21 protein-coding genes and 1 pseudogene are annotated in these 25,468 nt (G+C 38.7%); 15 read left to right on the top strand and 7 right to left on the bottom strand.

Annotated features, from left to right (window positions below):
• Positions 1-92: 92 nt before the first annotated feature.
• The 3 genes from ACQKFG_RS22580 to ACQKFG_RS22570 are packed head-to-tail and all read right to left on the bottom strand — an operon-like array spanning position 93 to position 4,146.
• Entirely contained in the window at positions 93-1,952 is a 1,860-nt protein-coding gene (locus tag ACQKFG_RS22580) for an ABC transporter ATP-binding protein (RefSeq protein WP_192204455.1), read from the bottom strand.
• Positions 1,949-3,673, bottom strand: coding sequence for an ABC transporter ATP-binding protein (locus ACQKFG_RS22575; RefSeq protein ID WP_427563110.1), 1,725 nt, complete (start codon positions 3,671-3,673; stop codon positions 1,949-1,951). The genes ACQKFG_RS22580 and ACQKFG_RS22575 overlap by 4 nt, the downstream gene beginning before the upstream one ends.
• Positions 3,670-4,146 (bottom strand): MarR family winged helix-turn-helix transcriptional regulator, encoded by a 477-nt coding sequence (locus ACQKFG_RS22570; RefSeq protein ID WP_427563108.1) that lies wholly within the window; start codon positions 4,144-4,146, stop codon positions 3,670-3,672. The genes ACQKFG_RS22575 and ACQKFG_RS22570 overlap by 4 nt, the downstream gene beginning before the upstream one ends.
• A gap of 470 nt (positions 4,147-4,616) precedes the next feature.
• On the opposite strand from ACQKFG_RS22570, the gene ACQKFG_RS22565 reads away from it, so the two are divergent.
• The 11 genes from ACQKFG_RS22565 (at position 4,617) to ACQKFG_RS22515 (ending at position 17,529) form a co-directional block, all read left to right on the top strand.
• A complete protein-coding gene (locus ACQKFG_RS22565) occupies positions 4,617-5,612 on the top strand; it encodes a thiamine pyrophosphate-dependent dehydrogenase E1 component subunit alpha (RefSeq protein WP_192204457.1) in 996 nt (331 codons plus the stop codon).
• Between the two features lie 12 nt (positions 5,613-5,624).
• The gene (locus tag ACQKFG_RS22560) at positions 5,625-6,608 is read left to right on the top strand and encodes an alpha-ketoacid dehydrogenase subunit beta (protein ID WP_369619073.1); all 984 of its coding nucleotides are present in this window, start codon (positions 5,625-5,627) and stop codon (positions 6,606-6,608) included.
• Between the two features lie 211 nt (positions 6,609-6,819).
• Entirely contained in the window at positions 6,820-8,187 is a 1,368-nt protein-coding gene (locus ACQKFG_RS22555) for a sigma-54 interaction domain-containing protein (RefSeq protein WP_349729418.1), read from the top strand.
• A 366-nt stretch (positions 8,188-8,553) separates the two neighbouring features.
• Positions 8,554-10,110, top strand: coding sequence for an AMP-binding protein (locus ACQKFG_RS22550; RefSeq protein WP_427563104.1), 1,557 nt, complete (start codon positions 8,554-8,556; stop codon positions 10,108-10,110).
• Between the two features lie 178 nt (positions 10,111-10,288).
• Complete coding sequence (locus tag ACQKFG_RS22545) at positions 10,289-11,083, top strand: enoyl-CoA hydratase/isomerase family protein (RefSeq protein WP_427563102.1); 795 nt, start codon at positions 10,289-10,291, stop codon at positions 11,081-11,083.
• A gap of 254 nt (positions 11,084-11,337) precedes the next feature.
• Positions 11,338-12,804, top strand: coding sequence for a GntP family permease (locus ACQKFG_RS22540; RefSeq protein ID WP_342615579.1), 1,467 nt, complete (start codon positions 11,338-11,340; stop codon positions 12,802-12,804).
• A gap of 197 nt (positions 12,805-13,001) precedes the next feature.
• Positions 13,002-13,445, top strand: a complete 444-nt coding sequence (locus ACQKFG_RS22535; protein ID WP_427563100.1) for a MaoC/PaaZ C-terminal domain-containing protein — start codon at positions 13,002-13,004, stop codon at positions 13,443-13,445.
• A 501-nt stretch (positions 13,446-13,946) separates the two neighbouring features.
• The gene (locus tag ACQKFG_RS22530; RefSeq protein ID WP_427563098.1) at positions 13,947-14,870 is read left to right on the top strand and encodes a DMT family transporter; all 924 of its coding nucleotides are present in this window, start codon (positions 13,947-13,949) and stop codon (positions 14,868-14,870) included.
• 450 nt (positions 14,871-15,320) lie between these two features.
• Positions 15,321-16,298, top strand: a complete 978-nt coding sequence (locus ACQKFG_RS22525) for a ring-cleaving dioxygenase (protein WP_349729423.1) — start codon at positions 15,321-15,323, stop codon at positions 16,296-16,298.
• A gap of 103 nt (positions 16,299-16,401) precedes the next feature.
• A complete protein-coding gene (locus ACQKFG_RS22520; RefSeq protein WP_192204467.1) occupies positions 16,402-17,001 on the top strand; it encodes a nitroreductase family protein in 600 nt (199 codons plus the stop codon).
• 177 nt (positions 17,002-17,178) lie between these two features.
• Positions 17,179-17,529, top strand: coding sequence for a TetR/AcrR family transcriptional regulator C-terminal domain-containing protein (locus ACQKFG_RS22515; protein WP_427563094.1), 351 nt, complete (start codon positions 17,179-17,181; stop codon positions 17,527-17,529).
• On the opposite strand, the gene ACQKFG_RS22510 is transcribed toward ACQKFG_RS22515, so the two are convergent.
• The 4 genes and pseudogenes from ACQKFG_RS22510 to ACQKFG_RS22495 form a co-directional block, all read right to left on the bottom strand.
• A complete protein-coding gene (locus ACQKFG_RS22510) occupies positions 17,510-17,710 on the bottom strand; it encodes a hypothetical protein (protein WP_427563091.1) in 201 nt (66 codons plus the stop codon). The genes ACQKFG_RS22515 and ACQKFG_RS22510 overlap by 20 nt on opposite strands.
• Positions 17,711-18,268: an MFS transporter gene (locus ACQKFG_RS22505; RefSeq protein ID WP_427563088.1), complete on the bottom strand. Its 558-nt coding sequence runs from the start codon at positions 18,266-18,268 to the stop codon at positions 17,711-17,713. It abuts the gene before it with no gap.
• On the bottom strand, positions 18,265-19,695 hold the full coding sequence (locus ACQKFG_RS22500; RefSeq protein ID WP_427563085.1) for an FAD-binding protein: 1,431 nt from the start codon (positions 19,693-19,695) through the stop codon (positions 18,265-18,267). The genes ACQKFG_RS22505 and ACQKFG_RS22500 overlap by 4 nt, the downstream gene beginning before the upstream one ends.
• A gap of 552 nt (positions 19,696-20,247) precedes the next feature.
• A pseudogene (locus ACQKFG_RS22495) lies at positions 20,248-20,313 on the bottom strand (TetR family transcriptional regulator); the annotation flags it as partial.
• A gap of 351 nt (positions 20,314-20,664) precedes the next feature.
• Between ACQKFG_RS22495 and ACQKFG_RS22490 the strand changes: the two are divergent.
• From ACQKFG_RS22490 to ACQKFG_RS22475, 4 genes are all read left to right on the top strand, one after another.
• The gene (locus tag ACQKFG_RS22490; protein WP_427563082.1) at positions 20,665-20,949 is read left to right on the top strand and encodes a hypothetical protein; all 285 of its coding nucleotides are present in this window, start codon (positions 20,665-20,667) and stop codon (positions 20,947-20,949) included.
• A 903-nt stretch (positions 20,950-21,852) separates the two neighbouring features.
• Complete coding sequence (locus ACQKFG_RS22485) at positions 21,853-24,228, top strand: M14 family zinc carboxypeptidase (RefSeq protein WP_353871939.1); 2,376 nt, start codon at positions 21,853-21,855, stop codon at positions 24,226-24,228.
• 352 nt (positions 24,229-24,580) lie between these two features.
• On the top strand, positions 24,581-24,727 hold the full coding sequence (locus ACQKFG_RS22480; RefSeq protein ID WP_192208351.1) for a hypothetical protein: 147 nt from the start codon (positions 24,581-24,583) through the stop codon (positions 24,725-24,727).
• A gap of 604 nt (positions 24,728-25,331) precedes the next feature.
• Positions 25,332-25,468, top strand: a 137-nt coding sequence (locus ACQKFG_RS22475) for a nucleotidyltransferase domain-containing protein (protein WP_427563227.1), incomplete at its 3' end; no start/stop codon positions are given.

The raw sequence follows: 25,468 nt of genomic DNA, 5'->3' as shown, positions 1-25,468 counted from the left end.
TGGATGTCTAATTGGTTAGCATCAACGGAACGGTTGTTGATAGATTTATAAAGAGAGGCTCAATTCCGATTGGTAATTGAGCCTCTTTCTTATTATCCAGCTACATTTTCAGTAAACTGACTATTGTAAAGATCTGCGTAGAAACCATTCACCCTTAAAAGGTCAGAATGCGTTCCCTTCTCTATCACTTTTCCTTGATCCATAACAAGAATCAAATCTGCATCCTTAATCGTTGAGAGACGATGGGCAATGACAAAGCTCGTTCTTCCTTCCATCAGTCGGTTCATGGCTTTTTGGATAAAGACTTCGGTCCGAGTGTCCACACTAGACGTCGCTTCATCCAAGATCATGATTGGTGGATCTGCTAGAACAGCTCGGGCGATTGTCAAAAGCTGCTTTTGGCCTTGTGAGATGTTCGAAGCTTCTTCGTTTAAGACTGTTTCATAACCATCTGGCAGTGTCCGAATGAAATGGTCGGCATGTGCCGTACGAGCAGCTGCGAAAATTTCTTCATCAGTTGCTCCATTTTTGCCATAAGCGATATTTTCTTTAATCGTGCCATTAAAGAGCCAAGTATCTTGCAGAACCATCCCAAAGCTCTTTCGAAGATCACTACGGGACATACTCCGTGTATCAAGACCATCAATATTTATCTTTCCGCCATTGAGTTCGTAAAATCTCATCAAGAGATTTATCATGGTTGTTTTTCCAGCACCAGTCGGGCCAACAATTGCGACCGTCTGTCCAGACAAGACATCGATGTTCATATCTTCAATTAACATTTCTTCCCCATATCCAAAGTCCACATGTTCGAAAGAGACAGCACCATTTGCCCTTTTTATGTGAGCTGTGGTTTGTTCTTTCATTTCCTCTTCTTCATCAAGTAGTTCAAAAACACGCTCAGCTGCTGCAACCGTTGACTGAATTATGTTTGCGATGTTAGCCGTTTGTGTGATTGGCTGGGTGAACTGCTTTGAATAAGTGATGAATGCTTGAATATCACCAATTGAAATCGAACGTTGCGTTACCAATATTCCTCCGACAACACTGATGAGGACATAGCTCAAATTTCCGATAAAGAACATCAGGGGCATGATGATACCAGATATAAACTGTGCTCTGCTTGCCGCTTTATACAATTCTTCATTAACCGCAGTAAACTGGGCACTCGCCTTTTTTTCATGTCCGAATGCTTTAACGACTTGATGGCCGGTATACATTTCTTCAATGTGCCCATTTAATTGTCCGAGTTTACGTTGTTGATCGGCAAAGTACTTTTGGGATTTTTTCAAAATAGGCCGGATTGCAAATATTGATAAAGGTAAGCTGACTATCGAGATTAATGTCAATAACGGGCTAATTGAAAGCATCATGATGATAATCCCCAAAATCGTTACGATTGATGTGATGAATTGCGTTAAGCTTTGCTGAAGGGTGCTCCCGATTGTATCAATATCATTTGTCATTCGGCTAAGTGTTTCTCCGTTTGGACGTCCTTCAAAATATTTGAGTGGAAGTTTCTCGAGTTTTTCGTTAACATCTTCTCGAAGATCATATACCGTTTCTTGTGCAACACTTGACATAATGTATTGTTGTACATAGTTGAAAAGGCTGCTTAAGGCATACAGTCCAGCAAGGAGTAAAAGGATATGGCCAATTTTATCAAAGTTAATGGCTGCTCCTGGTATTCCTTGGAATTTCCCGTATGCTCCTTCGAATAATTCCGTAATTGCCGTTCCCATGATTTTTGGTCCGACAATCATAAAAATCGTACTCATGATTGCAGCAAAGAACACGGCAATCAATTTGTTGCGCCGAGGTTTTAAATAGGTCAAAAGACGTCTAAGTGTTCCTTTAAAATCTTTTGCTTTTTGACCCATCATCATCATGTTACCGCCACCAGGACCATGCCCAATATGACCGCCGCTTTGAGGTTTTTTTTGATTACTCATGCAATTTCCTCCTCCGTGAGCTGTGATAAGGCGATTTCACGGTATATGTCGTTTGTACTTAGCAACTCTTGGTGTGTTCCCATACCTACAATGTGTCCTTCGTCTAACACAATGATTCGATCAGCGTCAACCACCGTACTGACACGCTGGGCAACGAGTATTACCGTCGAATTTTTCGTTTCTTCTTTCAAGGCTGCGCGAAGGTTGGCATCCGTCTTGAAATCAAGTGCAGAAAAGCTATCATCGAATATATAAATATCGGGTTTCCGAATGAGTGCCCGCGCAATCGAAAGCCGCTGTTTTTGCCCGCCTGATAGGTTTGAACCGCCTTGTTCGATTTCTGCCTGATAGCCGTCTTTCATGTTGTTGATAAAATCTTCCGCTTGCGCGATCCGAGCAGCATGCTCAACTTCATCTTGTGTGGCTGTTTGTTTTCCAAAGAGAATGTTTTCAGCGATCGTACCTGAAAAGAGGACGGCCTTTTGTGGCACAAAGCCAATTTTTGAACGAACTTCTTCTTGTGATGACTTACGAATATCAACACCATTGACGCGGATCGTTCCACTTGAAATATCATAGAAGCGAGGGATCAAATTGACGAGCGTTGTTTTCCCTGAGCCTGTTCCGCCGATTATTGCGGTGATTTCACCAGGACTTGCAGAAAAACTAATATCCGATAATGCAGGTTCTTCTGCTCCTGGATAACTGAACGTCACATGATCAAATTCAATTGTACCGTGTTCACGATCTGCCTTTTCTGTCCCCTCATCCAGGAATGAGGGTTTCATGTCAAGGACTTCGTTTATCCTTGTTGCCGACACGGCCGCTCGTGGAATCATAACGAACATCATGGATGCCATAACGAGAGCGAACATAATTTGCATAACATATTGGATAAATGCCATTAAGTCCCCGATATGCATACCGCCGTTATCAATACGAACTCCACCAAACCAAATGACGCCAACAACCGTCAAGTTCATTACAAGCATCATAACAGGCATCATGAAGGCCATGATTTTATTGACTTTGATCGAGACATCCGTCAATTCTTTATTCGCTTTCTTTAGACGTTCTTTCTCTTGCGTTTCACGATTGAAGGCTCGAATGACGCGAATGCCAGTTAAATTTTCTCGTAATACAAGGTTCAACCGGTCTAATCGTTTTTGCACTGTTTGAAAGAGCGGTACACCTTTATATAGAATAAGCAAGATCGACCCAATCAATAAAGGCATTGTGACAACAATGACAAGTGATAATTTTGCATCCATGGATACAGCCATGATCACTCCGCCGATTAACATGATAGGTGCACTGATAACCATACGAAGCATCATGATAACCACTTGCTGGACTTGCGTTATATCATTGGTCGTCCGTGTAATCAATGACGCCGTACCGACTTCATCAAATTCTTGTAACGAAAATTTTTCAACATGATTAAAGACTTTCAGGCGGAGATCGCGTCCCATTCCCATTGCCGCTTTGGAAGAATAGTAGCTTGCGATTATGGATGCACAAGCGCCAAGTGCGGAAACCAACAGCATCAAACCACCGATTTTCCAAATGTATGGAGTGTCTCCTTGAACGACGCCTTTGTCAATAATATCAGCCATTAGTGTAGGCAAAAAGAGGTCCGACATGGATTGAATAAAAACCAGACCGATAACTGCTGAAATAATCCACTTATAAACGGATAAATTTTTCAGTATTTTCATCATTTTGAACACTCTCCCTGTTCGGTAGCTTGTGCTTCTAAAAAGTTTGAAATTTGAAGATGCGTTTCTAGCAACTCTTCAAACTGTTCTTCGGAAAGCATTTCAATGGCCGTTTGAAAGACTTGGTGAATGCTACCTTCGTGAAAATGAATCGTTTTTAATAAATTTTTCCCCTGATCGGTGATTGACAACTGAATCTCACGCCGGTTGCCCTCCACATGCTCACGATGGAGCATGCCTGAACGAACGAGACCATCGACCGCTTGGCTCAAGGTACTTTTTGGAAGAAATGTTTTCTCCCCGACATTTTTTTGAGTGGTCTCTTTGTAAAGGGTAATGGTCATCAATATGGAGTATTGAGGAACTGTTAATCCACTTTCTGCGGCTGTCTTTTGAACGAACCGCATAATATTTTTCTGCACGTTCCAAAATGAACGCAATAGTTGTACGGAACGCATTTGTTTTTCATTCTCCACTCAACATCACCATTCTTTCTGTTTTGAACTGTTCCATTTTGAACATTTAATTTTATGAATCATTTTAATTTACAGCTATTATTCCGCTTAGTCAACAAAAAAAGCGATTAAATAATTTCGGTGTTTACCTAGACTTTGGTTGTACATAAAACCCTAGTAAAAATCTGAGTGGTCTTGGCGATTCATCATTGTTTTCGCGTGAAAACACCCACTTATTCATGTACTTGATTCAATGGACATCAAAATGTCCTTTTAACAGAGTGAAATTAGTTGGAAATTTGAGATAAAAAGTGGTAGGATAATATTGCATTGAGTTAGTACCAGGTAATAATACTAGATGATAACGCATTTGAGGGTGTTATATGGCAAGCATACATACATAAACGAGATTTTTCTTCCTTAGATAAATAACCGGATTTAAGTTTGTATTAACCGAAAAATGTTTTAATTTTTAGGAGGGATGATGACATATGGTTGAAAACCGTCATCTACAGGCAGGTCTAAGTGATGATCAGGTGCTTGAGATGTATAGAATAATGTTATTGGCAAGACGTATAGATGAACGGATGTGGCTGTTGAACAGATCTGGAAAAATTCCTTTTGTCGTTTCTTGTCAAGGGCAGGAAGCAGCTCAAGTGGGAGCTGCATTTGCATTGAACCGTGAAAAGGATTATGTCCTTCCTTATTACCGGGATCTCGGTGTGGTTCTTGCGTTTGGGATGACCGCAAGGGATTTAATGTTATCAAGTTTTGCAAAAGCAGAAGATCCAAATTCGGGCGGGCGTCAAATGCCTGGGCATTTTGGGCAAAAAAAGAATCGCATCGTGACGGGATCTTCGCCAGTTACCACCCAAGTGCCACATGCAGTGGGGATTGCACTCGCTGGAAAAATGGAAGGAAAAGATATTGTTTCATTCGTTACATTCGGAGAGGGTTCATCAAACCAAGGGGATTTCCATGAAGGAGCGAATTTTGCAGGTGTACATAAACTTCCGGTTATCTTGATGTGCGAGAATAATCAGTATGCCATTTCCGTACCGATTGAAAAGCAATTGGCTTGCGGGAAAGTGTCAGACCGGGCCATTGGTTATGGCATGCCAGGGGTGACAGTCGATGGAAATGACCCGATCGAAGTATACCGGGTGGTGAAAGAAGCGGCCGATAGAGGCAGGCGTGGTGAAGGACCAAGCTTAATCGAAACGGTTTCATACAGGCTTACGCCACACTCAAGCGATGATGATGATAGTCAATACAGGTCGCCTGATGAAGTGTCAGAGGCCAAAAAAATAGATTCGATCATCACTTTCGGTGCCTATTTAAAAGAAGCTGGAATCATGGATGATCAAATGGAGAAACAAATGAACGAGGAAATAATGGAAGTTGTGAACGAAGCGACGGATTATGCGGAAAATGCTCCATTTGCAAATGAAGACACGCTCTCAAATTACGTTTACGCAGGTAAGTAAGGAGGAAAGAAGATGGCAGTGATATCTTATATAGATGCCGTGATAATGGCGATGCGGGAAGAAATGGAACGTGATCCCCGTGTATTTGTATTAGGTGAGGACGTAGGGGTAAAAGGCGGCGTGTTTAAAGCGACATCAGGGTTATACGAACAATTCGGGGAACAGCGTGTCATTGATGCCCCGCTTGCTGAATCCGCAATCGCAGGAGTCGGCATCGGCGCGGCCATGTATGGAATGAGGCCGATTGCGGAAATGCAATTCGCTGATTTTATCATGCCAGCAATCAACCAAATCATTTCGGAAGCTGCAAAAATCCGTTATCGCTCCAATAATGACTGGCATTGCCCTATCGTCATCAGAGCTCCATACGGCGGGGGTGTACATGGGGCGTTATACCATTCACAATCCGTTGAGGCCATTTTTGCCAATCAACCGGGACTTAAAATCGTCATGCCCTCTACACCCTACGACGTGAAAGGTTTATTGAAAGCAGCCATTCGCGATGAAGATCCGGTCCTTTTCTTTGAACATAAACGTGCCTATCGCCTTATTAAAGAAGAAGTGCCGAATGATGATTATGTTTTACCGATTGGTAAAGCGGATGTAAAACGTGAAGGCGATGACGTTACAGTGATTACTTACGGCCTTTGTGTTCATTTTGCGCTCCAGGCAGCTGAAAGGCTGGCCAGTGATGGCATATCCGTTCATATACTTGATTTACGAACCGTTTATCCATTAGATCAAGAAGCCATTATGGAAGCTGCGTCTAAAACAGGAAAAGTCCTATTGGTTACTGAAGATAATAAGGAAGGAAGCATCATCAGTGAAGTATCGGCGATCATTGCAGAAAACTGCCTCTTCGATCTCGATGCCCCAATCATGAGACTCGCAGGCCCGGATGTCCCAGCGATGCCATATTCACCATCATTGGAGAAATCCTTCATGGTGAATCCTGAAAAAGTGGAAAAGGCACTGAGGGACCTTGTTGCCTATTGAACGAATGAAATAGAACAAACAAAGCATCCCCCATCTGGGGGATGCTTTGTTTGTTCCCATATTGGATCATGCAGATGAAAAACCAATTAAGGAAATTGCCAAGGATGTCCGTGAACTGGCCAAAAAGTACACATGAATAAAAAGATCATTGAAACGCCATTTGAAATTCGTGGTATTATATGGTAAAGAATTCTAGTTAAAGGAGCTTAAGATGAATACTGGACAATTCTCCAATAATAAACTATTAGATATGGTGTTTGAGAGTACATATTATGGAATTGTAATTGTCGATAGTAATGGGAAAATTCAATACATTAGCAATAAATATTGTGAATTTTTAAATGTTGAACGCGACACAGTGATTGGTGAACATGTGACGAATATAATTGAAAATACAAGGCTACACCTTGTAGTGCAAATAGGTAAATCCGAAATTGCTGACATACATTTTCTTCGTGGTGATTTTGTTATCGCAAATCGCATTCCTATCATTGAAAATAATGAAATAATTGGTGCAATCGGGACAATCATGTTTCGTGATCTTGATGATTGGAATAAAATGAATAGTCACATCAAGGAGATCTTGACAAAACATAATTTTTACAAAAATGAAATAGGCGTTACAAATGGAGTGAAATATTCCTTACATAACTTAATTGGAAATTCTCAAGAAATACAACAGTTAAAAGAACGTGTGAAAAGGTTGGCTAGAGGTGATATCTCTGTTCTAATTAGAGGAGAAAGCGGTACAGGCAAGGAAATAATAGCACATAGCATTCATCAGCTAAGTGGAAGAAGCGACAAACCGCTTGTGAAAATAAATTGTAGTTCAATTCCGGAACACTTGTTAGAATCTGAACTTTTTGGTTATGAAGAAGGTGCCTTTACAGGGGCAAAAAAGGGAGGTAAAATAGGAAAGTTTCAATTTGCTGATGGTGGAACGGTTTTCCTTGACGAAATTGGTGATATGCCTCAGCAAATGCAAGTCAAGTTATTAAGGGTCCTTCAGGAGAAAGAGTTTGAGCCTGTAGGTTCGCTTTACCCCAAAAAACTAAATGTTCGAGTGATTGCTGCAACAAATCGCCCTTTAGAAAAATTGGTTGAAGAAAAGCTATTTCGTGAAGACTTATTTTATAGAATTAATGCTGTCCAATTATTTGTTCCTCCTTTAAGAGATAGAATGGAAGATATCCCTTTACTTGTAGATTATTTTTTCAAAAAAATCACAGCTCGAATGGGGAAACGAGTATCCTCCATACACCCAGAGGTGATTTCATTAATAGAGCGCTATAACTGGCCAGGGAATATCAGAGAACTAGAGAATGTGATTGATGCAGGTGTTCACCTATCAAATGAAGAGGTAATGGGAAAGGATGCTTTACCTGAGTATCTTAAACTTCATAATGTGAATACGAAAGAATTAAGTTTAAAGGATTGTGTAGAGGAAGCAGAAAAGAAGGAAATCGAAAAAGCGTTAAGGAGGTTTAAGTTTGATAAAAAAAGGGTTGCGGAAGCTCTTGGGATAGGGAATTCTACCCTTTACGATAAAATTAGAAAATATAAGATTTCTGACCAATAAAAATAAATCCGGGATTTCAGAATTCATTCCGAAATCCCGGATTTATTTTTTGATTTCCATATTAATGTTGATATAGTTCACATTACAGGAGAAACAAGGCTATAAATTATGAAAAACAATGAATGAAAAATCAGCTGATCTTACTTCAGTTGATTTTTTTCTTGGTTATTTTCCGAAAAATCAGAAAATAAATCATCGACTTTTCCTCGATTATTAAGGTGAGTAAGTTTTTTTCCGTTTTGGAATGAATCTTGCATCCAAATTAGAAGAAAGGAGGAAAGAAAACGATAAAGGCGAGTGGTCAATTCAGCGGCCTTGTAGCCTGAATTTTGTCTGTATTTTTTAAATTGAAAAGGAGGAATTTCATTGGATGTCGGTTTTATCACAAGAAAAATGGCGAATGATTTAAATAATATAAATTCTAGAAAAATAGCAATACAAGAAGAAGCAGGAAAGTCGATGACGTACATGGATCTCCACCTTAAATCAAATGCGTATGCAAACAAGCTTTACGAAATTGGAGTGCGAAAAGGGGATCGTGTCGGTATTTTACTATACAACTGTCTCGAATATATTAGTCTATATTTTGCCATTGCGAAAATCGGTGCAATTGCAGTTCGACTTAATTTTAGGCTTTCAAGTGCAGAGCTTGAGTATGCATTAAATGATTCACAGACAAAAATATTGTGCTTCCATTCTAACTTAGCCAATCAGCTGGAATCAGTGTGTAATCATGTTTCTGTTGAGCGTTATTTTTGTCTTCCTCATAGAAATGGCCCAACCCCAGGATGGTCTGAGTCATGGAGTGTATTAGAAAGTGGTTCGGTAGATGAGGTCAAAGTCGATAGCATTAAATTAAACGATCCAGTCATGCTTATGTATACATCAGGAACAACGGGAAGACCTAAAGGTGCGATTTGGACACATGATACAACTTTCTGGTTTTCCACGATACAAGCACTGAAATGGAAATTTACAGGGCAAGAAGTTGCGATGACGACAGGACCACTATACCATGTTGGGGCGATGGAAGATATCGCACTTCCCATTCTACTGATGGGTGGAAGGGTAATAATTACAAAAAGCCAAGAATTCGAGATTGGAAGAATTCTTTCCGTTATTGAAGAGGAAAATGTGACCGATTCTTTTTTATTCCCTTTCATGATTTATGAAATGCTAAATTTGCCTGAAATTGAAAAGTATCAGCTGAAATCTTTAAAAACCATTTATACAGGTGGTGACCCGCTAATGCCATGGGCACTGGAACAATTAAAAAAGAGGTTTCCTCAAATTGGAGTTGTTCAAGTTTACGGGTTAACTGAAGGACAGCCAATTGCGGCTTCGCTTGAACCAAAGGATGCTTTTACAAAAGGCCATACCGTTGGGAAGCCGATGCCACTTACAGAAATAAATATTATCGATGAGGATGGAACGCCTTTGCCAGTTGGTGAAATTGGTGAAATCGCTATTAAAAGTCCAGCGGTTTCTGAGGGTTATTGGAGGAAACCAGATGCCACAATGGAAACATTCGTGAATGGGTGGTGTAAAACAGGAGACATGGGAAAGTTCGATCATGATGGGTATCTATCAATTGCAGGCAGAAAAAAAGATATGATTCGGAGCGGTGGTGAAAACATTTACTCAGCGGAAATTGAAGATGTCTTATACCGCCATGAGGAAGTGAAGGAAGTTTCTATAATTGGTATTCCTGATCCCAAATATATTGAGGCTGTATGTGCTGTTATTGTTAAAAAAGAAGGAGCCAAACTTACGGAGGAAGATGTTGTTAATTACTGTAAGGAACATCTTGCTAGCTACAAAAAACCTAGAAAGGTCACATTTGTTGATGAAATACCACGTACCCCATCCGGGAAGGTCCAAAAGTTTATTCTTCGTAAACAATTTAATGGTATGGATAAATAAGGGGTTTATGGAAGGTTGAAAAAGGCTTTGTGAATACATTATTTCACTTTGTTTTAAAAATCACATAACCACAAGGATTCTATCATAGATATCTGGGTTCACCCACCGATTCCCGTTTTTCAATAATGACAGAGTATTTGGAACCCACAAGTACACTTTAGGTTTAGGAGGAAAGACGATGAAGAAGAAGGATCAAGTTGTTTCATGGTCAAAACAGAGTAATATTGCAACGATCATTATTGATAATCCACCTGTTAATGTATTAAGCGCAGATGTTATAGAACAATTGAATCTTGTGGTGGATGAAATTGAAAGCGATTACAATGTTAAGGTCATTATACTTACCGGTGAAGGAGAAAGAGCTTTTGTTGCTGGAGGGGATATTAAAGAATTTCCAGCATGGATTGGAAAAGGAGTGGAAGAAGGAAAGGGGAAATCACTTTGGCTTCAGGAACCACTTAATAAAATTGAACGGTTATCAAGACCAACTATTGCTGCAATCAATGGATTAGCACTAGGTGGAGGATGTGAACTTGCCTTAAGTTGTGATATTCGAATTGCGGAGGAACATATTAGGATTGGGCTCCCTGAAATTAAATTGGGATTGTTTCCAGGTGCAGGGGGGACTCAAAGACTTCCTAGACTGATAGGTAAAGCCAAAGCAAAAGAAATGATCTTTACTGGAGAGCCACTGAATGCAGAAGATGCCAAACAAATAGGGCTTGTTAATCATGTTGTGCCAAAGGGTGAATCTTTAGAAAAAGCAATGGAAATTGCAAAAGGTATTTGCAATTATTCTTTACAATCTTTAACTTTTGCAAAGCATTCTATTGATTTTGGTTATGAACAAACACTTGAAGATGGACTCGTGATTGAAGCTGAAAATTTTGGTCATGTTTTTCAGACTAGGGACGTAAAGGAAGGAGTTGAGGCCTTTATCAATAAAAGGGAGCCAAACTTCATTGATCAGTAAGCCCTCATGACCAAACCAGTGGCAAGTCCTTTTTTTAAAAAGATCCTGATGCCGGGATTGGAAAAATGGCAGCTTCTAAAGTAACTCATCTTTGTTTAAAAGAAACAGTGGATTTACTCGGGAAATTAATTAGGGTTCTTTACTAAATGTGCACAGGAAAACGGTCCTATAATGCCCAATAAGTCTCGGGGCAAAGCATTCAAACTAGCAACAAATGATAACAGATATATTTGGAGAAAAAGGGGGAAGTCGAATTGGATGTAATGATCATTATTATTTCACTAGGATTACTTATGTTTCTAGCATATCGAGGATTTTCCGTTATACTTTTTGCACCATTGTGCGCTTTGTTTGCTGTATTTTTAACGGATCCTGGACATGTTTTACCTTTCTTCTCTAATATATTTATGGTTAAGTTGGTTGAATTTGTTAAATTGTATTTCCCGGTTTTTCTGCTAGGTGCTATTTTTGGGAAACTGGTTGAAATAAGCGGTGTTGCAAAGAGCATAGCAAAAATTATTGTCCGTTTTATCGGGGCTAAACAAGCCATTCTAGCCATTGTGATAATGGGCGCAATCCTGACATATAGCGGAGTTAGTTTGTTTGTTGCTGTGTTTGCCATCTATCCATTTGCTGCTCAGCTGTTTCGCGAGGCTAATATTCCAAAGCGATTAATTCCTGCGACAATCGCAGTTAGTGCATTTACCTTTTCCATGGATTCACTTCCAGGATCTCCACAAATTCAGAATGTCATTCCAACTGGTTTCTTTAAAACTGACATCTATGCGGCACCGATATTGGGGATTATTGGGGCAATATTTATCATTTCCTTAAGCCTATTATACTTAAATCATTGTCGACATAAGGCAGCTAGAAATGGTGAAGGGTATTTTGGAATTGGTGATAAAGCTATTGATAAGGAAGCTGCTGAAGCAGAATTGGCAGCCAGTTCTGCTATATCAATGGAAACGACTAATAAGTTGGGGATGGGTTCTGAAAAAGCTATAAGTAGAAAAGACTGGCTTGCTTTTATTCCGTTGGTGTTAGTCGGGGTGATGAATAAGTTTTTTACTGAGTCTTTTCCTCTTTGGTATGCCAAAGGATTCGATTTTGCTACGATTGGATTAAAAGATTATGGTATTGTCGATATGTCTAAAGTTATTGGTGTCTGGTCTGTGGAGATGGCTCTTATTCTCGGGATAATAGCAATCGTCTTATTAAATTTTAAAGCTGTCAAATTAAATTTCAATTCGAGTATTAATATTGGCATTAGTGGGGCATTGCTAGCAACCATGAATACGGCAACCGAATATGGCTTTGGGGGTGTGATTGCAGCTTTACCAGGCTTTACTGTGGTACAAGATTATCTCACTGGAATGTTTTCGAATCCTTTAATTAATGGGGCGATCATGACAAATGTTTTGTGTGGCATTACTGGATCGGGATCTGGTGGGATGAGCATTACGTTGAGCTTAATGGCGGATACGTATATACAAACTGCTGCTCATTTTGACATTCCGTTGGAAGTTTTACATCGTGTCATTTCTATGTCAGCAGGTGGATTTGATACTTTGCCGCATAACGGAGCTATAATAACTCTTTTAGCTGTTACGGGACTCACACATCGCCAGGCATATAAAGACATTTTTGTTATTACCATTATAAAGACACTTGCTGTATTCTTTGTAATTGGTATATTCAGCTTGTTTGATATCGTTTAACTATTTCCCGTTGAACATAGGAAAATACACTTCCATTTCTAGCTTTACCCACTTTTTATATGGAAAAATACACCTCTTAAATGAAAAATTTTTATTCGTGTTGATTTTAAGAAATATCACTAAATTATATAGTCTTTAGTATTTAATATCCGAATATTCAGACTGGTAAATCGGTCACAAATAAAGGAGATGAAATAATGTTTAATAAATATTTCCATCAATATGAAGTCGGCGAAACATGGATGTCGAAGGGACGTACTATAACCGAGGCTGATTTAGTAATGTTTTCTGCATTTAGCGGAGACTGGTTTCCCCTCCATACTGATAAGGAGTATGCAGCAAATACACAATTTAAGCAACGCATAGCCCACGGAATGCTTATACTTTCGGTTGCAACCGGCTTATTTCATTTTGAACCGGGAATCGTTGTTGCATTTTACGGTTTGGAGAAAGTTCGATTTATAAACCCAACCTTTATTGGGGACACGATACATGTAGAATTAAAGGTGATTGATCTTTTTGAAAAAGGCTATCAAGGTGTTGTAACAGTCATCCAAGAAATAAAAAAACAAAACGGAGAAACTGTAGCCATAGCCAACATGAAAATAATGGTCAATTCTGATGCCAATGTGAAAATATAGTAGTCAATTAAGGTAACCCCAACTTTGGACTGCTTATGCATGGAGAGGAATTCGGGGTGAAAGTATTACCCCAAAAGAAATACTGCGTCCTTTCTCATTTTTCAGATTAAGGCAAGCCTATAGACCGGCTTGCCTTCTTTAATGCTCTCCAGCTTTTTTTAGTTTTTTAAAACATGAAATAAACATAAAACGCAACCGAGCTAAAATAATAGGAGAAATCGCACTGAAGATTCCTCTCTTCATTGACCTGCAACTGCTAGGAGACCAACAGACTGATAGCCTTAATAAAAGCTGGATAAAAACGCCAAAATGAATGATTAGTTTAGCCATGCTTTTTACAATTGCAAAAGATTGTTCGAACGATACATGCCGCTCCCTTTATCTTGAAGGTTTGCTATACCGAATTTGGCGGAAAATAACTTTCAGTACTTAAATAGCAAGATTTTATATGAAGTCCTTAACAATGTTTGTCATAATAAGAAAGTAGGAAGGGGGAATAACATGCTTCGATTATACGGGGCTTTAATCGGACTTAGTTTGATATGGGGTTTATCGTTCGTTTTCATGAAGTGGCTGCTCCCGCCAGCGGGTATTTGGGGGATTGTGTTTCTCCGCTGTTTGGCGGGTGCTGTTGTTCTGCTTCCCGTTTTATGGTGGAAGCGCAGTGAAATTAGCTGGAAATTACCATGGACAGCTCTGGTCGTTGTCGGGATCTTCAATTGCGGATTAGCATGGGGTTTAATAGCTTTAAGTGAAACAGAGATTAACAGCAGCACGGCATCAATTCTTAATGCAACCACCCCAATCTGGACGGGGGTCATTGGATTTATCATTTTTTCTTATGTTTTAACCGCCCGACAATGGATGGGCATTCTTATTGGTTTTTTCGGAATTCTAGTATTGATGGATTTTCAAGTCGGTCAGCTTTTAGGCAAGGAATTCATTGGAATTGGTACAATGCTGCTAGCGTCCACCTGTTATGGTTTTGCCGGCCAATATACGAAAAGATTTCTTTCCAGTACAAGCATATTGGTCATTACTACATTTACGCTGCTCACGGGTGCCTTTATCGGTTTGATCGGGATGTTTTTAACAGGGCCGATTAATCCAGTGATGTTGATGGACCCGCTAACGATTTTCTCCATAGTCGGTCTTGGGTGCTTTGGCTCTGGGATCGGCCAGCTGATCTATTTCTACATCAATAAAAATGGCAGCCCGGAGTTAGCCGCAACGGTTACATACCTGATTCCTGCAAGCGCTATGGTTTGGGGCTATGTCCTGCTTGGAGAAGCGATTAATCCTCATGTAATTATTGGCCTGCTGATCATCTTCGCAGGGGTTTATCTTTCTTCTAAGAAGTCAAATAAAAAAGATGGTGCTGACTCTTCATCCGGAAAACAAGGAGAATTGCGTCATGTAAAATAAGGAACCAAACCGAAATAGCCCTCCAAGGTTTTCTCTTTACCTGGGGGGCTTTCGTATTGAAATACTGATTCAATTTAGCAAGACAAGTGATTGATCGTCATTGCCGCGACTTATACCTATAGATAGTAACCCATATTCGGAATGGCATTTGCTTTAGAATGGATATTCTGTTTCTATAATTCTTTCGAAAGATATTTAGAACTAAATGAAAATTGACAGAAGTTATTTTGACTTTGAGATATATTAATTTGAGATAAGTTGTTGACAGTGGATTTTATTCATGATAAATTATCTTTAAGTAAAGATATATTAATTCAAGATAATAAAAATTATGTAAAACTTTTTCTAACCCCTTTAATGAATAGCCACTCTTCTTGAAGGAAAAATATAGGGGATTAATTCAAATGTTGAACATCCAAAAATTGATCGTTTTAATGGGAGGAATAATTTATGAATGGATTAAAAGGTATTCACCATGTCACGGCCATAACAAGTAGTGCAGAAAAGAACTATGAATTTTTCACAAATATATTAGGCATGCGTTTAGTCAAGAAAACAGTTAACCAAGATGATATCCAAACCTATCACCTGTTTTTTGCCGACGATGTTGGCGGTCCAGGTACTGATATGACATTCTTTGATTTTCCTGGTATTCCTAAAGGAGTGCATGGGACTAATGAGATTTCAAAAACATCCTTCCGTGTACCGAATGATGATGCATTGGAGTATTGGGTTAAGCGGTTCGACCGTTTAGAAGTAAGTAATAAAGGAATTCAGGAACAGTTTGGTAAAAAGATCATTTCATTTGTGGATTTTGATGATCAGCAATATCAATTAATTTCCGATGAAAACAATAAAGGGGTTGCAGCGGGGATTCCTTGGCAAAAAGGACCGATTCCCCTCGAATATGCCATTACAGGATTAGGACCAATTTTCATTCGAATCGCCAACTTCGATTATTTTAAAGAAATGATGGAAAAAGTACTATTATTCAAAGAAATAGGCAAGGAAGGATCATTTCACCTATTTGAAGTAGGGGAAGGCGGGAATGGTGCACAAGTGATTGTTGAGCATAACTCAATCCTTCCTCAGGCACGGCAGGGTTTTGGGACTGTTCACCATACAGCCTTCCGTGTTGAAGACCGTTCCGTTCTGGAAGAATGGATCAAACGAATGGAAAGCTTCCAATTTCATACGTCCGGTTATGTTGATCGTCACTTTTTTGAGTCGCTTTACGTACGAGTGGCGCCACAAATATTATTCGAATTTGCCACGGATGGTCCTGGATTTATGGGGGATGAGCCGTATGAAACGCTTGGGGAAAAGTTATCTTTACCACCGTTCTTGGAACCGAAAAGGGATCAAATCGAAAAGTTGGTCCGTCCCATTGATACAGTAAGAAGCACAAAGGAATTCATTAAAGAATAACCATTAGCGAATGATATATTGGTTTATGCTCATACTAAAACAGGTAGAAATAAAAAATGGAATAATCATTTGAAATAGAAAACATGTTCTGGAGGAATGAATCGTGACAAAAGATTTTTACACGGCTATTAAAGAGAGACGATCATATTATGGAATCAATAAAGAGATTCAAGTATCGGATGAGAAAATTAAAGAAATTGTTGAATTTGCGGTAAAACACACGCCATCGGCTTTTAATTCCCAATCTTCCCGCCTTGTTGTTTTGACTGGCTCGGCCCATGATAAATTATGGGATATTACGACGCAAGCTTTAAGGAAAGCTGTTGGTGAGAGAGATTTCTCTGGCACTCAACAAAAAATGGATTCCTTTAAAGCGGGATATGGGTCAATATTATTCTTTGAAGATGAATCTGTTGTGAAATCACTTCAAGAACAATTTGCAGCGTATGCGGATAACTTCCCAATCTGGTCACAACAAACATCAGGCATGCATCAATTAGTTGTTTGGACAGCACTTGAAGCAGAAGGAATGGGAGCAACTTTACAGCATTATAATCCACTAATTGATGATGATGTGAAAAAAGAATGGGATGTTCCGAGTAATTGGAAATTGATTGCGCAAATGCCATTTGGAAATCCAACAGCTCAACCAGGTGATAAAGAATTCAAACCACTTGAGGATCGTATAAAATTTTATAAATGAGTGAGATGCTAAATATTTCTACAGAGAGCCAACCCTGATTGGCTCTTTTTTTTCGTTGTTCTGCGATATCTTGACAATGACTATGTCAGCAAACAAAACCTTCTTGAAACCGCGTTTGACCGATTTCATTATGCTGAAGAGATGAGAAGCCTTTTTGAGGGGAAACTCGTTTTTGATTTGTCCCAAGACTTGTTTCTGATCAGTCGAAAGTATCATGAAATTATGAACCATAACCGAAAACTGATCCAAATTGGAATGAAAGAGCAAGCTAATTTGCCAGGTTTACACGAAAAAATGAAAAAGCAACCTCAACAATTATTGATGATCTTATCCAATTATTTAAGGCGTATGTCGGAAAAAGGAAAAGTCATTCGGTCCAATCCTGAATTGCAAGCCTTATCATTTATGATAATGCATTTTGGTGCATATATGGACGAGATAGAATCCAATGCAGACTTTCCAAGCCTATCACTGGATGATTTTATCAAAGAGAGTGTCACCCTATTCATTAGGGCTTTAACCCCTTAGTATTTTCATAAGATATACTTATATTAAAATCATTTTCCAAGTGCTTTTCCGCAAAAGTAGGAGAATTTACATAAGCGGGCCAAACTTTATAAAAAACAAAGCAACAGGCAATCTTATAGTTAAGAGAGTCTGTTGCTTTACTGTTTCCTGTCTTTGCAAAAGAAGGAGGGCGTGTTTTCATTCATTCCTCCAACGGCTGTGGTGTGATTTTTTCCATCTTCATTATAATAAATCCACTCCAGGCAAACATTAAGGAAGCAATGTAAAAGATGCTGCCGATTGTTAAAAAGTCGACTAAATATCCGGTTGCAATCACCGCAGCTGCAGCACCGATGGATGTCCAAACATGGTAGTTTCCAATTTCCTCACCCGCTGTTTTCTTCGTAACATATCTTGCAAGTACCGTTTTTTCTGTGTTTTTTTGTACTGCCCCAAGTACCCCCATAATGATTTGCAGAAGATAGACATGCCAAATTTCATATGCGAGAGGAAAGGCAAGAAGGATTAGTGCCATCCCCCATGAATAGATAAGGAGAAATGCTTTGTCACCGGCTTTGTCAGTGATTTTTCCGATTAAAGGATAGCTAAGTGCTGCAGTCAGTGAGAATATTCCATATGCCCACCCGAATTGCGAATAACTGGTGCCTACATTTTTGATTAGCAAAATATAAAAAGGGAAAATCATGCTTGCAGCCATTCCAACAGTGCCTTGGTAAAAAACGAAACGTTTATAATTCATGGATGATACTCCTCATAGAAAAGATTCATGAAGCGATTATCAGGATCATATTTCTTTTTTAATTGAAAGAATTCCTCAGTATGCGGATACGCTTCAAATAATTGTGTCTTGGTTGGATACCCATAATAGGGCAAATAGTAGCTGCCGTTATGGTCAAGCGTCACATCTATCATGTTGCGGATGACCCTTTCCGTATTTGCCTTACTTTCGTTATCCGTCCCTTGATTGATGAGCATTACAAGAGCGAACATATCATCCTTGGCATAGGACATGAGTGATTCATCGTTATGCTCCACATAACGAATTGTAATATTTAATAAGTTAAAATCTTTTTCATCAGATAAGGTTTTTCTTAAATCATCGATATAATCAGCAAATTGATCAATCGGAACGAAGTATTCTTGCAGCACTTCAGTTTTGTTGGGGCTGCTGTAATCCATAAAGGCTGAGTCCGACCGCATCACATTATTCCTCGAAACCAAGTTACCATCAATATTGGCCGTGTAGGTTTTTTGAGTTTCCCAAAACCTTGCTTTACCCCAGTCATTATAACGTGAGAGACCGAGAAAGAATTTAGGCACGGCAATGATCGTTTCCCGTTTGAGAGTATTGTAGTTAGATAGCTGTGTTTGGTCATTTGCTCTATAATAATCCGTTACATACATTTCATCCAAATAGGAGCCAGGTGCCACAGATATCCTTGCAAGATGCATTTTAACATCATCGTTTTGAAGAACTCCTCTTTTAAAGTACGAAGTATATTCATCATAATGGAGTGATTTGGTTTTAATTTTATAAAGTTCGTCATCGGTAAGTTGGAGTGTTACATCGAGTATTACTCCAAACAAACCATACCCGCCAATAACCGAATGGAAGAGCTCCGAATTTTCTTCGCGGCTCACTGTAAGGATTTGGCCTTTTGCGTTAAGCAACCTAAAAGATTCCACGGTTTCTATCAAGGCATGATGACGGATATCGCGTCCATGGACATTAACGCTCAAAGAACCCCCGATGGTGAAAATGTTTTGAGATTGACTGACCTTCAGGGCAAGTCCATATGGGTTAATATATTCCTGGAGAGCAGCCCAGGTTGCTCCGCTTTGGACCGTGATGCGTTTTTCTTTTACATCCAAATCAAGTATTTTATTATAGTGCTTCATATCGAGCAGGATCCCATTTGGATATAATGTTTGACCTCCTTGGCTATGTTGCATTCCGGCAATGGAAATGGGATCATCGTTTTTTTCGGCATCCGAAACGACCATTTTGATTGCTTCTTCACTATCTTCTGCCTTTATCGCTTTCATTTTAACTGGCATCAGACGGCTGATATCTTCTGCAATAGGGTGGTGAAGCTTGAAATTAAAAGCCTGCAGTGATAATCCAAATAATATCGCATATAGGATGATAAAGAAAAATTGTTTCATGATATCTGGCTTTCGACTCCTTGTTTAATATGTTTGACACTCAATTGAAATAATCCAAATGTATGAACTTATAGATCAATGGAGTTACCCTGACCATTCAGTGTGTTTGAAAATGAATCTTTTTGATTTATGTATCAGTTCTTAGTTTTTCAGCCCATCAATGATTGTCTTGGTTAGCGGTATGGATAGCGATTCCTAGCTTTGTACTGAGTTATTTAAACCCCAATGATAGATGATCCCCATCAGGCTATGGATGATAACTTGTGAAATTTCGTTAACTGGATGGTCAGCGCTAATGTCATTTTGTTCTTTCGTCTCTTCAACCAATGAACGAATATTTTGGAAGAGTGAGCGATTTTAATTTAAAAGGAAAATACGTTCTTTTGAATCCGAAGCGGAACTTTAAATCACTTTCATTAAATCTTTGCCATTTCTTCTTCCAGAAAACGCATCAATTTGCGTATGAAAATAAACAATTCTCGGTAGCGCCCATATCGACTGGGGACGAACGGAAGACTTCGCGGTAGTAATCATCGACTTCTATGAATCTCACTAAAAAATATCCGATTTCGCTGAAAAGTGTTGGTAAAAGGCACCTTTTGATGTGCCGCTTTTTTTTACGAGTCTTTTCTCCCAAAGCTATTTCTTTCTGGGTTCAATCATAATAACCTCCACATGATAATTGAAAGAATATTCCTGCGTGGTTTAATATCAGACTACAGTCTAGTTAAATGATTGGTGGTCTATTTAATCTAACGTAGATCATCAATAATCACAACGCTTTCTTAATTTCATTTCGCATATTTAGAAAGCGCTTACAAAAATATTGTTGGTTTCATTATTTGTAAAACGGAGGGAAGTGGTATCAGGATAAAATGATGGTTCTAGGAATTCGGGAAGCAGGAATAGAGATGTGAGGTAACAGGTTGTTTTTTGGGAGATAGTAGCATGATAAGGGAGGAAAAAATCATGAATCATTCCAGTGGTGAAATAGAGAAAAGAGCGATCAGTAAAACGATGAAACGCATTCTTCCATTTATCTTGCTCCTATACCTCATTGCTTACTTGGACAGGGTCAATTTAGGCTATGCTGCTTTACAAATGAATGCAGAATTAGCCTTATCCGCTGAAGTTTTTGGATTGCTTTCTGGCATTTTTTTTATAGGTTATTTCTTCATTGAAGTTCCAAGCAACATGATCATGCATAAAGTGGGAGCTCGGATATGTGAAAAAAGGAGAAAAGAGCCCACTTAACATGATTGATGAATCACTGTTTTTACCTCAGAAAAAGCGTAACGGTTTTTCATAAAATAGGGGATTACTTCTATGTGCTGTTCCCGGTATTGGCCCCACCTACGCCAGATACTATGACGGCCATTTTGACCCTCATAAAATTAGAGGAATACAGCTATTAGACCTTCGGAATTTGTCAAGACAACAGGAAATCGTAACGAATTTGTATGTGGAAGCTAAACTTCAGTTTCACACCATTTTAGATCAAGTGTTTCCTGAATACCGGAAGGTTTTTGGGGTTCTATATTCAAGGGTTTCTTTATTGATATTAAAGGAATCCACTTCAGAGGCGGTATTAACAGCTGGAGAAAGTCAAATAGCAGAGAGTGTTATAGAGTTTATGCTTCTTAAGTAATGAAAATAGGATAAAAATTCAGTTATTATTAACAGAAAATTCTTAATTTTAACAAAAATAAGTGTATAATATTATAAAACAGTTATCTAGTTTGTGGGTTACTATTTCTTAATAAGGAGGCGATACTCTTAAACATGTATGGAAATTTAAAATATTAGTAGGGTGCAGAAAAGAAGAAATTTAATAGTCTAGAAAGGAATCAGCTATCGTAGCCACTGGGAATGCGGGCGTTAATTAATATATATTTTAATTATATACAACACGAAATGACTCGCTAAAGGGCTGAACAAATCCTGTTGAAAGCAATTTAATTTTATAACGTTGAACAAACTACACCGTTAAAAATATTCTTTATAAAATTTGATAAGCCCCCAGCAAGTAACGCTACATAAAGTTGACCTTCCGAAACTAGTTCTGTAATAGGAGCGAATCCCAATAAAATAAACATTGAACGACTTGGTGGGATATGTACAAAAAAATCACTATATATACATACTGGAGGTTTTAGGATGAAAAGGAAAGAAGTATTATCCGGCCTGATGGCTGTGAGTTTACTAACAGTAATTCCGTGGAGTTATGGACATGCTGAGAAACCTCAATGGACAAATGTGAATACATATGAGGAACAGGACGGAAGCAAGTTTAATAGTGAAAACTATGACTTTGTGAAATTCTCACAAATTGGTTCCAAATTAAAAGAGATTGAAAAACTTTCAAACCGTGTGAAAGTTGAAGTCCGTGGAACATCAGCTGATGGAAACCCACTCTACGTTGTCACGATTGCTGACCCAACAACGCAAGGGAAGTTTGGAAAAGTGAAGGCACTTAGAAAGCAAATGTTTAAGAATCCAGGTAAAGCTCAAGAATGGGTTGCCAATAATCCTGACTTTAAAGTTCCAATCATGATTAATGGTTCTATTCATGGGACTGAATTTGTCGGAAGTGATGCAATCCTTCAATTAATTGAACGTTTTGCTACCCAAAATGATGCAACAACCAAAGACGTTTTAGAGAATAATATTCTTATTTTCAATGTCGTACAAAACCCTGATGGACGTATTGATGCCACCCGCTTTAATGGCGAAGGAATTGACATAAATCGTGACTTTATCACTCAATCGCAGCCAGAAACAAAAGAGATGGTTAAGCTCATTAAAGAATGGAACCCGATGGTGTTCCTTGATACTCATGGTTATGTGAAGAATTATCAGCCAAATCTGCAGGGGTTAATTGAGCCTTGTACGCCACCGCATAATCCTAATTACGAGTATGACTTATACGGAAAATGGGCCAATAAACAGGCAGAAGCGATGGAAGCGGAAATAATGAAGGATCATGAGAACTATTCAGGATCCTTGTATCAAAACATGAAAGGTACATATATTCCGCTGCGCGATGACTCCTCTGGCTGGGATGATTACCCACCAATTTTCACACCAATGTATGCGATGTATCATGGTGCTTACGGTCATACATTAGAAGCTCCAACAAATGATTGGGATGGCGTACGATGGATGTATAATTCGATTATGGGGGCACTGAAATTTGCAACAGCTAACAAGCAATCCATGATTACTGATCAAATTGAAGTTTTTAAGAGAGGAATTAACTTTGACCATCCTTTTCATCAGGAAGGGTTATTTCCAAAAGCCTACATACTTCCACTAGACCCGAAGGATCCGACTATTACGAATAAGGCTGTAAATCATTTGATCAATAATGATATTGAAGTTGTTCAAGCCGTGAATGCATTTGAAGCGGATGGAGTGTCATATCCAAAAGGAACGTATCTCGTTGAGATGGATCAGGCGAAGGCAGGATTAGCAAACACAATGCTCTGGGATGGGGAAGACATCACGAACGATACCCCAGCAATGTACGACATTTCCGCATGGAGTTTACCGGAGCTTTGGGGATTCGAGGCAGTAGCCACACAAAATCCTATTAAAGTCAATGCAAAGAAAGTAAACCAGATTACAGCTCAAGGAACGGTTTCAGGAAAAGGACCGTTTCTGATTCCGAACAGCTCTGTCCAATCGGTAAATTTAGTAAATTCATTGCTTAAGCAAGGAATACCTATAGTACGTGATGCACAAGGTAACTTCTTTGCAAAAGCAGTAGCTAATCAGGTATCAGCAGCGGTGAAAGAATCTGGGTTACAGATTGGAACTGCTGAGGCACCAGCAGATGCAGTGGCTATTTCGTCTTTAAAAGTGGCTATATTAAATGATGGAGGTATAGGTAAACAGAAATCACACGCAGGAACAAAGTTGGCTTTGAAAAGACTAGGTTTTGATGTGACAGAAGTTACGCCAGTGGAAGTGGCTAAAAATACCCTTAATGGTTTTGATGTTTTTGTCTATAGTGGAACGGAAAGTCTCATTTCTACCAACTTATCCGAAGCTAATAAAGAATTTGGATTACAGAACCCCGGTCAACTTAATACGTTTAAAGACAATGTAACAAGCTTCTTAAATGAAGGTGGCAAGTATATAGCTGTAGGTGCTGGTGCTTCTAGAGCAACTAAGACACTCGGTCTTACAGACGACATCATTAATGTAGGAGATTCCAACAGTAATGGTATCGTAAAAGTTGATTATGAGGGAACGGGTTTAACAGCAGGATATGGAGAGGATGATATCGGCTTTGTCTATCGTCCAACATGGTTCACGGGTACGAATAATGATGAAGTCGTCGCGACCCTTGCAGATTCAGATAATTTCTTCGTAGCTGGTCACTGGAAAAATAACATAACCGCCAAGGGCCAAGCCATAATCGTAAAAGAACAGAATAAAGATGTAACTCTTATTGGTTTAGAAGCAGGATTCCGCGACCACCCGGATTACTTGTTCCGTCTTCTATCAAATGCAATTTTCGAAAAATAGTAAAAATAGTCAAAGCTGGATTCAGCACTGAATCCGGCTTTGGCTATTTGAGAAATGCTAAACGCTTGCTCTGAACTCATAACTTATAAATCATCTGTCGAAAAAACAGCTGAAGGACGATTCTTATCAATAAGTAGTTTTTTAGTCGATTAAAAATGGTGACTACTCTTATAATTCACAAGCTGGATATGTAATAACTAACCAGGAATCATTACAGATGAAGTTAAATAATTGGATTAGCGAACAAAATAATTAACTTGCAAAGGGGACTGTGTCTCCTTTTTTGTTTGAAACAACGTATCGGCCCTAGGAGGTTTGGTGAGTACACCTAGATAATTTTAAAGGAGGGGTGATGGTAAACAATTTATTTCCGCGTAAACATGGTGGATTATGGGCTTATTTAGAGAAAAAAGCATATAAAGAAGCTGCGAAATTGCTTATTAAGATTGGTATTGGAGGAAATGTTATTTACAATATGTATATAACTATATTAGTTTAGCAATAAATCTATTGTTCTTCTTTTTCCCAAACTTCTTCAGACTTGTCCCTGTTTTGAGCTTTATAATAAATGCTATCACCGTTAACACTTTTAGCATTCCTTAAACCAACAGCTAATTTATAAAAGGAAGTTTCGTCTGAGTCATAATTATAAACAAACCGGTAATCTCGTTTTACCTTGGGTAACAGCCTACTCATGTAAAGAAGTCTAATCGACTCCAGTCCGGCAATGCGTATCTTAAAGCCGTTTTAGGTCGATATGGATCCTCTATAGCATCCATCCTCTATAGAATTCAGTAAATTGTTGTCTAGTCATTGACATTGCCAAATGACGTATATCCAAAGGAATTAAATCAGGATGAAGATATACGTCAGTTATAGGATGTTTATTTATTCTTCAAATTTGAATAAAAAGGCAAGGAAGGTTTACGGTGGATACAAGAAAATACAAAAAGGACCTGGAACATATGTTACATGAATTGAGCACGTGCTTTAGAGAAAGAGGTTCAACTTATCTTTGCGTAAAATACTTATTTTACGAATAAATGGACATGAGAATGAATGTTTGGTATAATCTTCATATAATAATTTAGGGAGCGTGTCTTATGTATACAGAAATGTTTCAAACCATTCAAGATACCCTCATAAAAAAAATAGATCCCGTTTTCATTATTATCTTTGGTTCTTATGCCAAAAACTCTACACATAAAGACAGTGATATCGATATTGCTTTCTACAGTGA

This window comes from Peribacillus sp. NPDC076916 (assembly GCF_050269675.1).
Classification (GTDB): domain Bacteria; phylum Bacillota; class Bacilli; order Bacillales; family DSM-1321; genus Peribacillus; species Peribacillus aracenensis.
The sequence above is the reverse complement of the archived record's forward strand: the minus strand, read 5'-3'. Positions and strand labels throughout refer to the sequence as shown.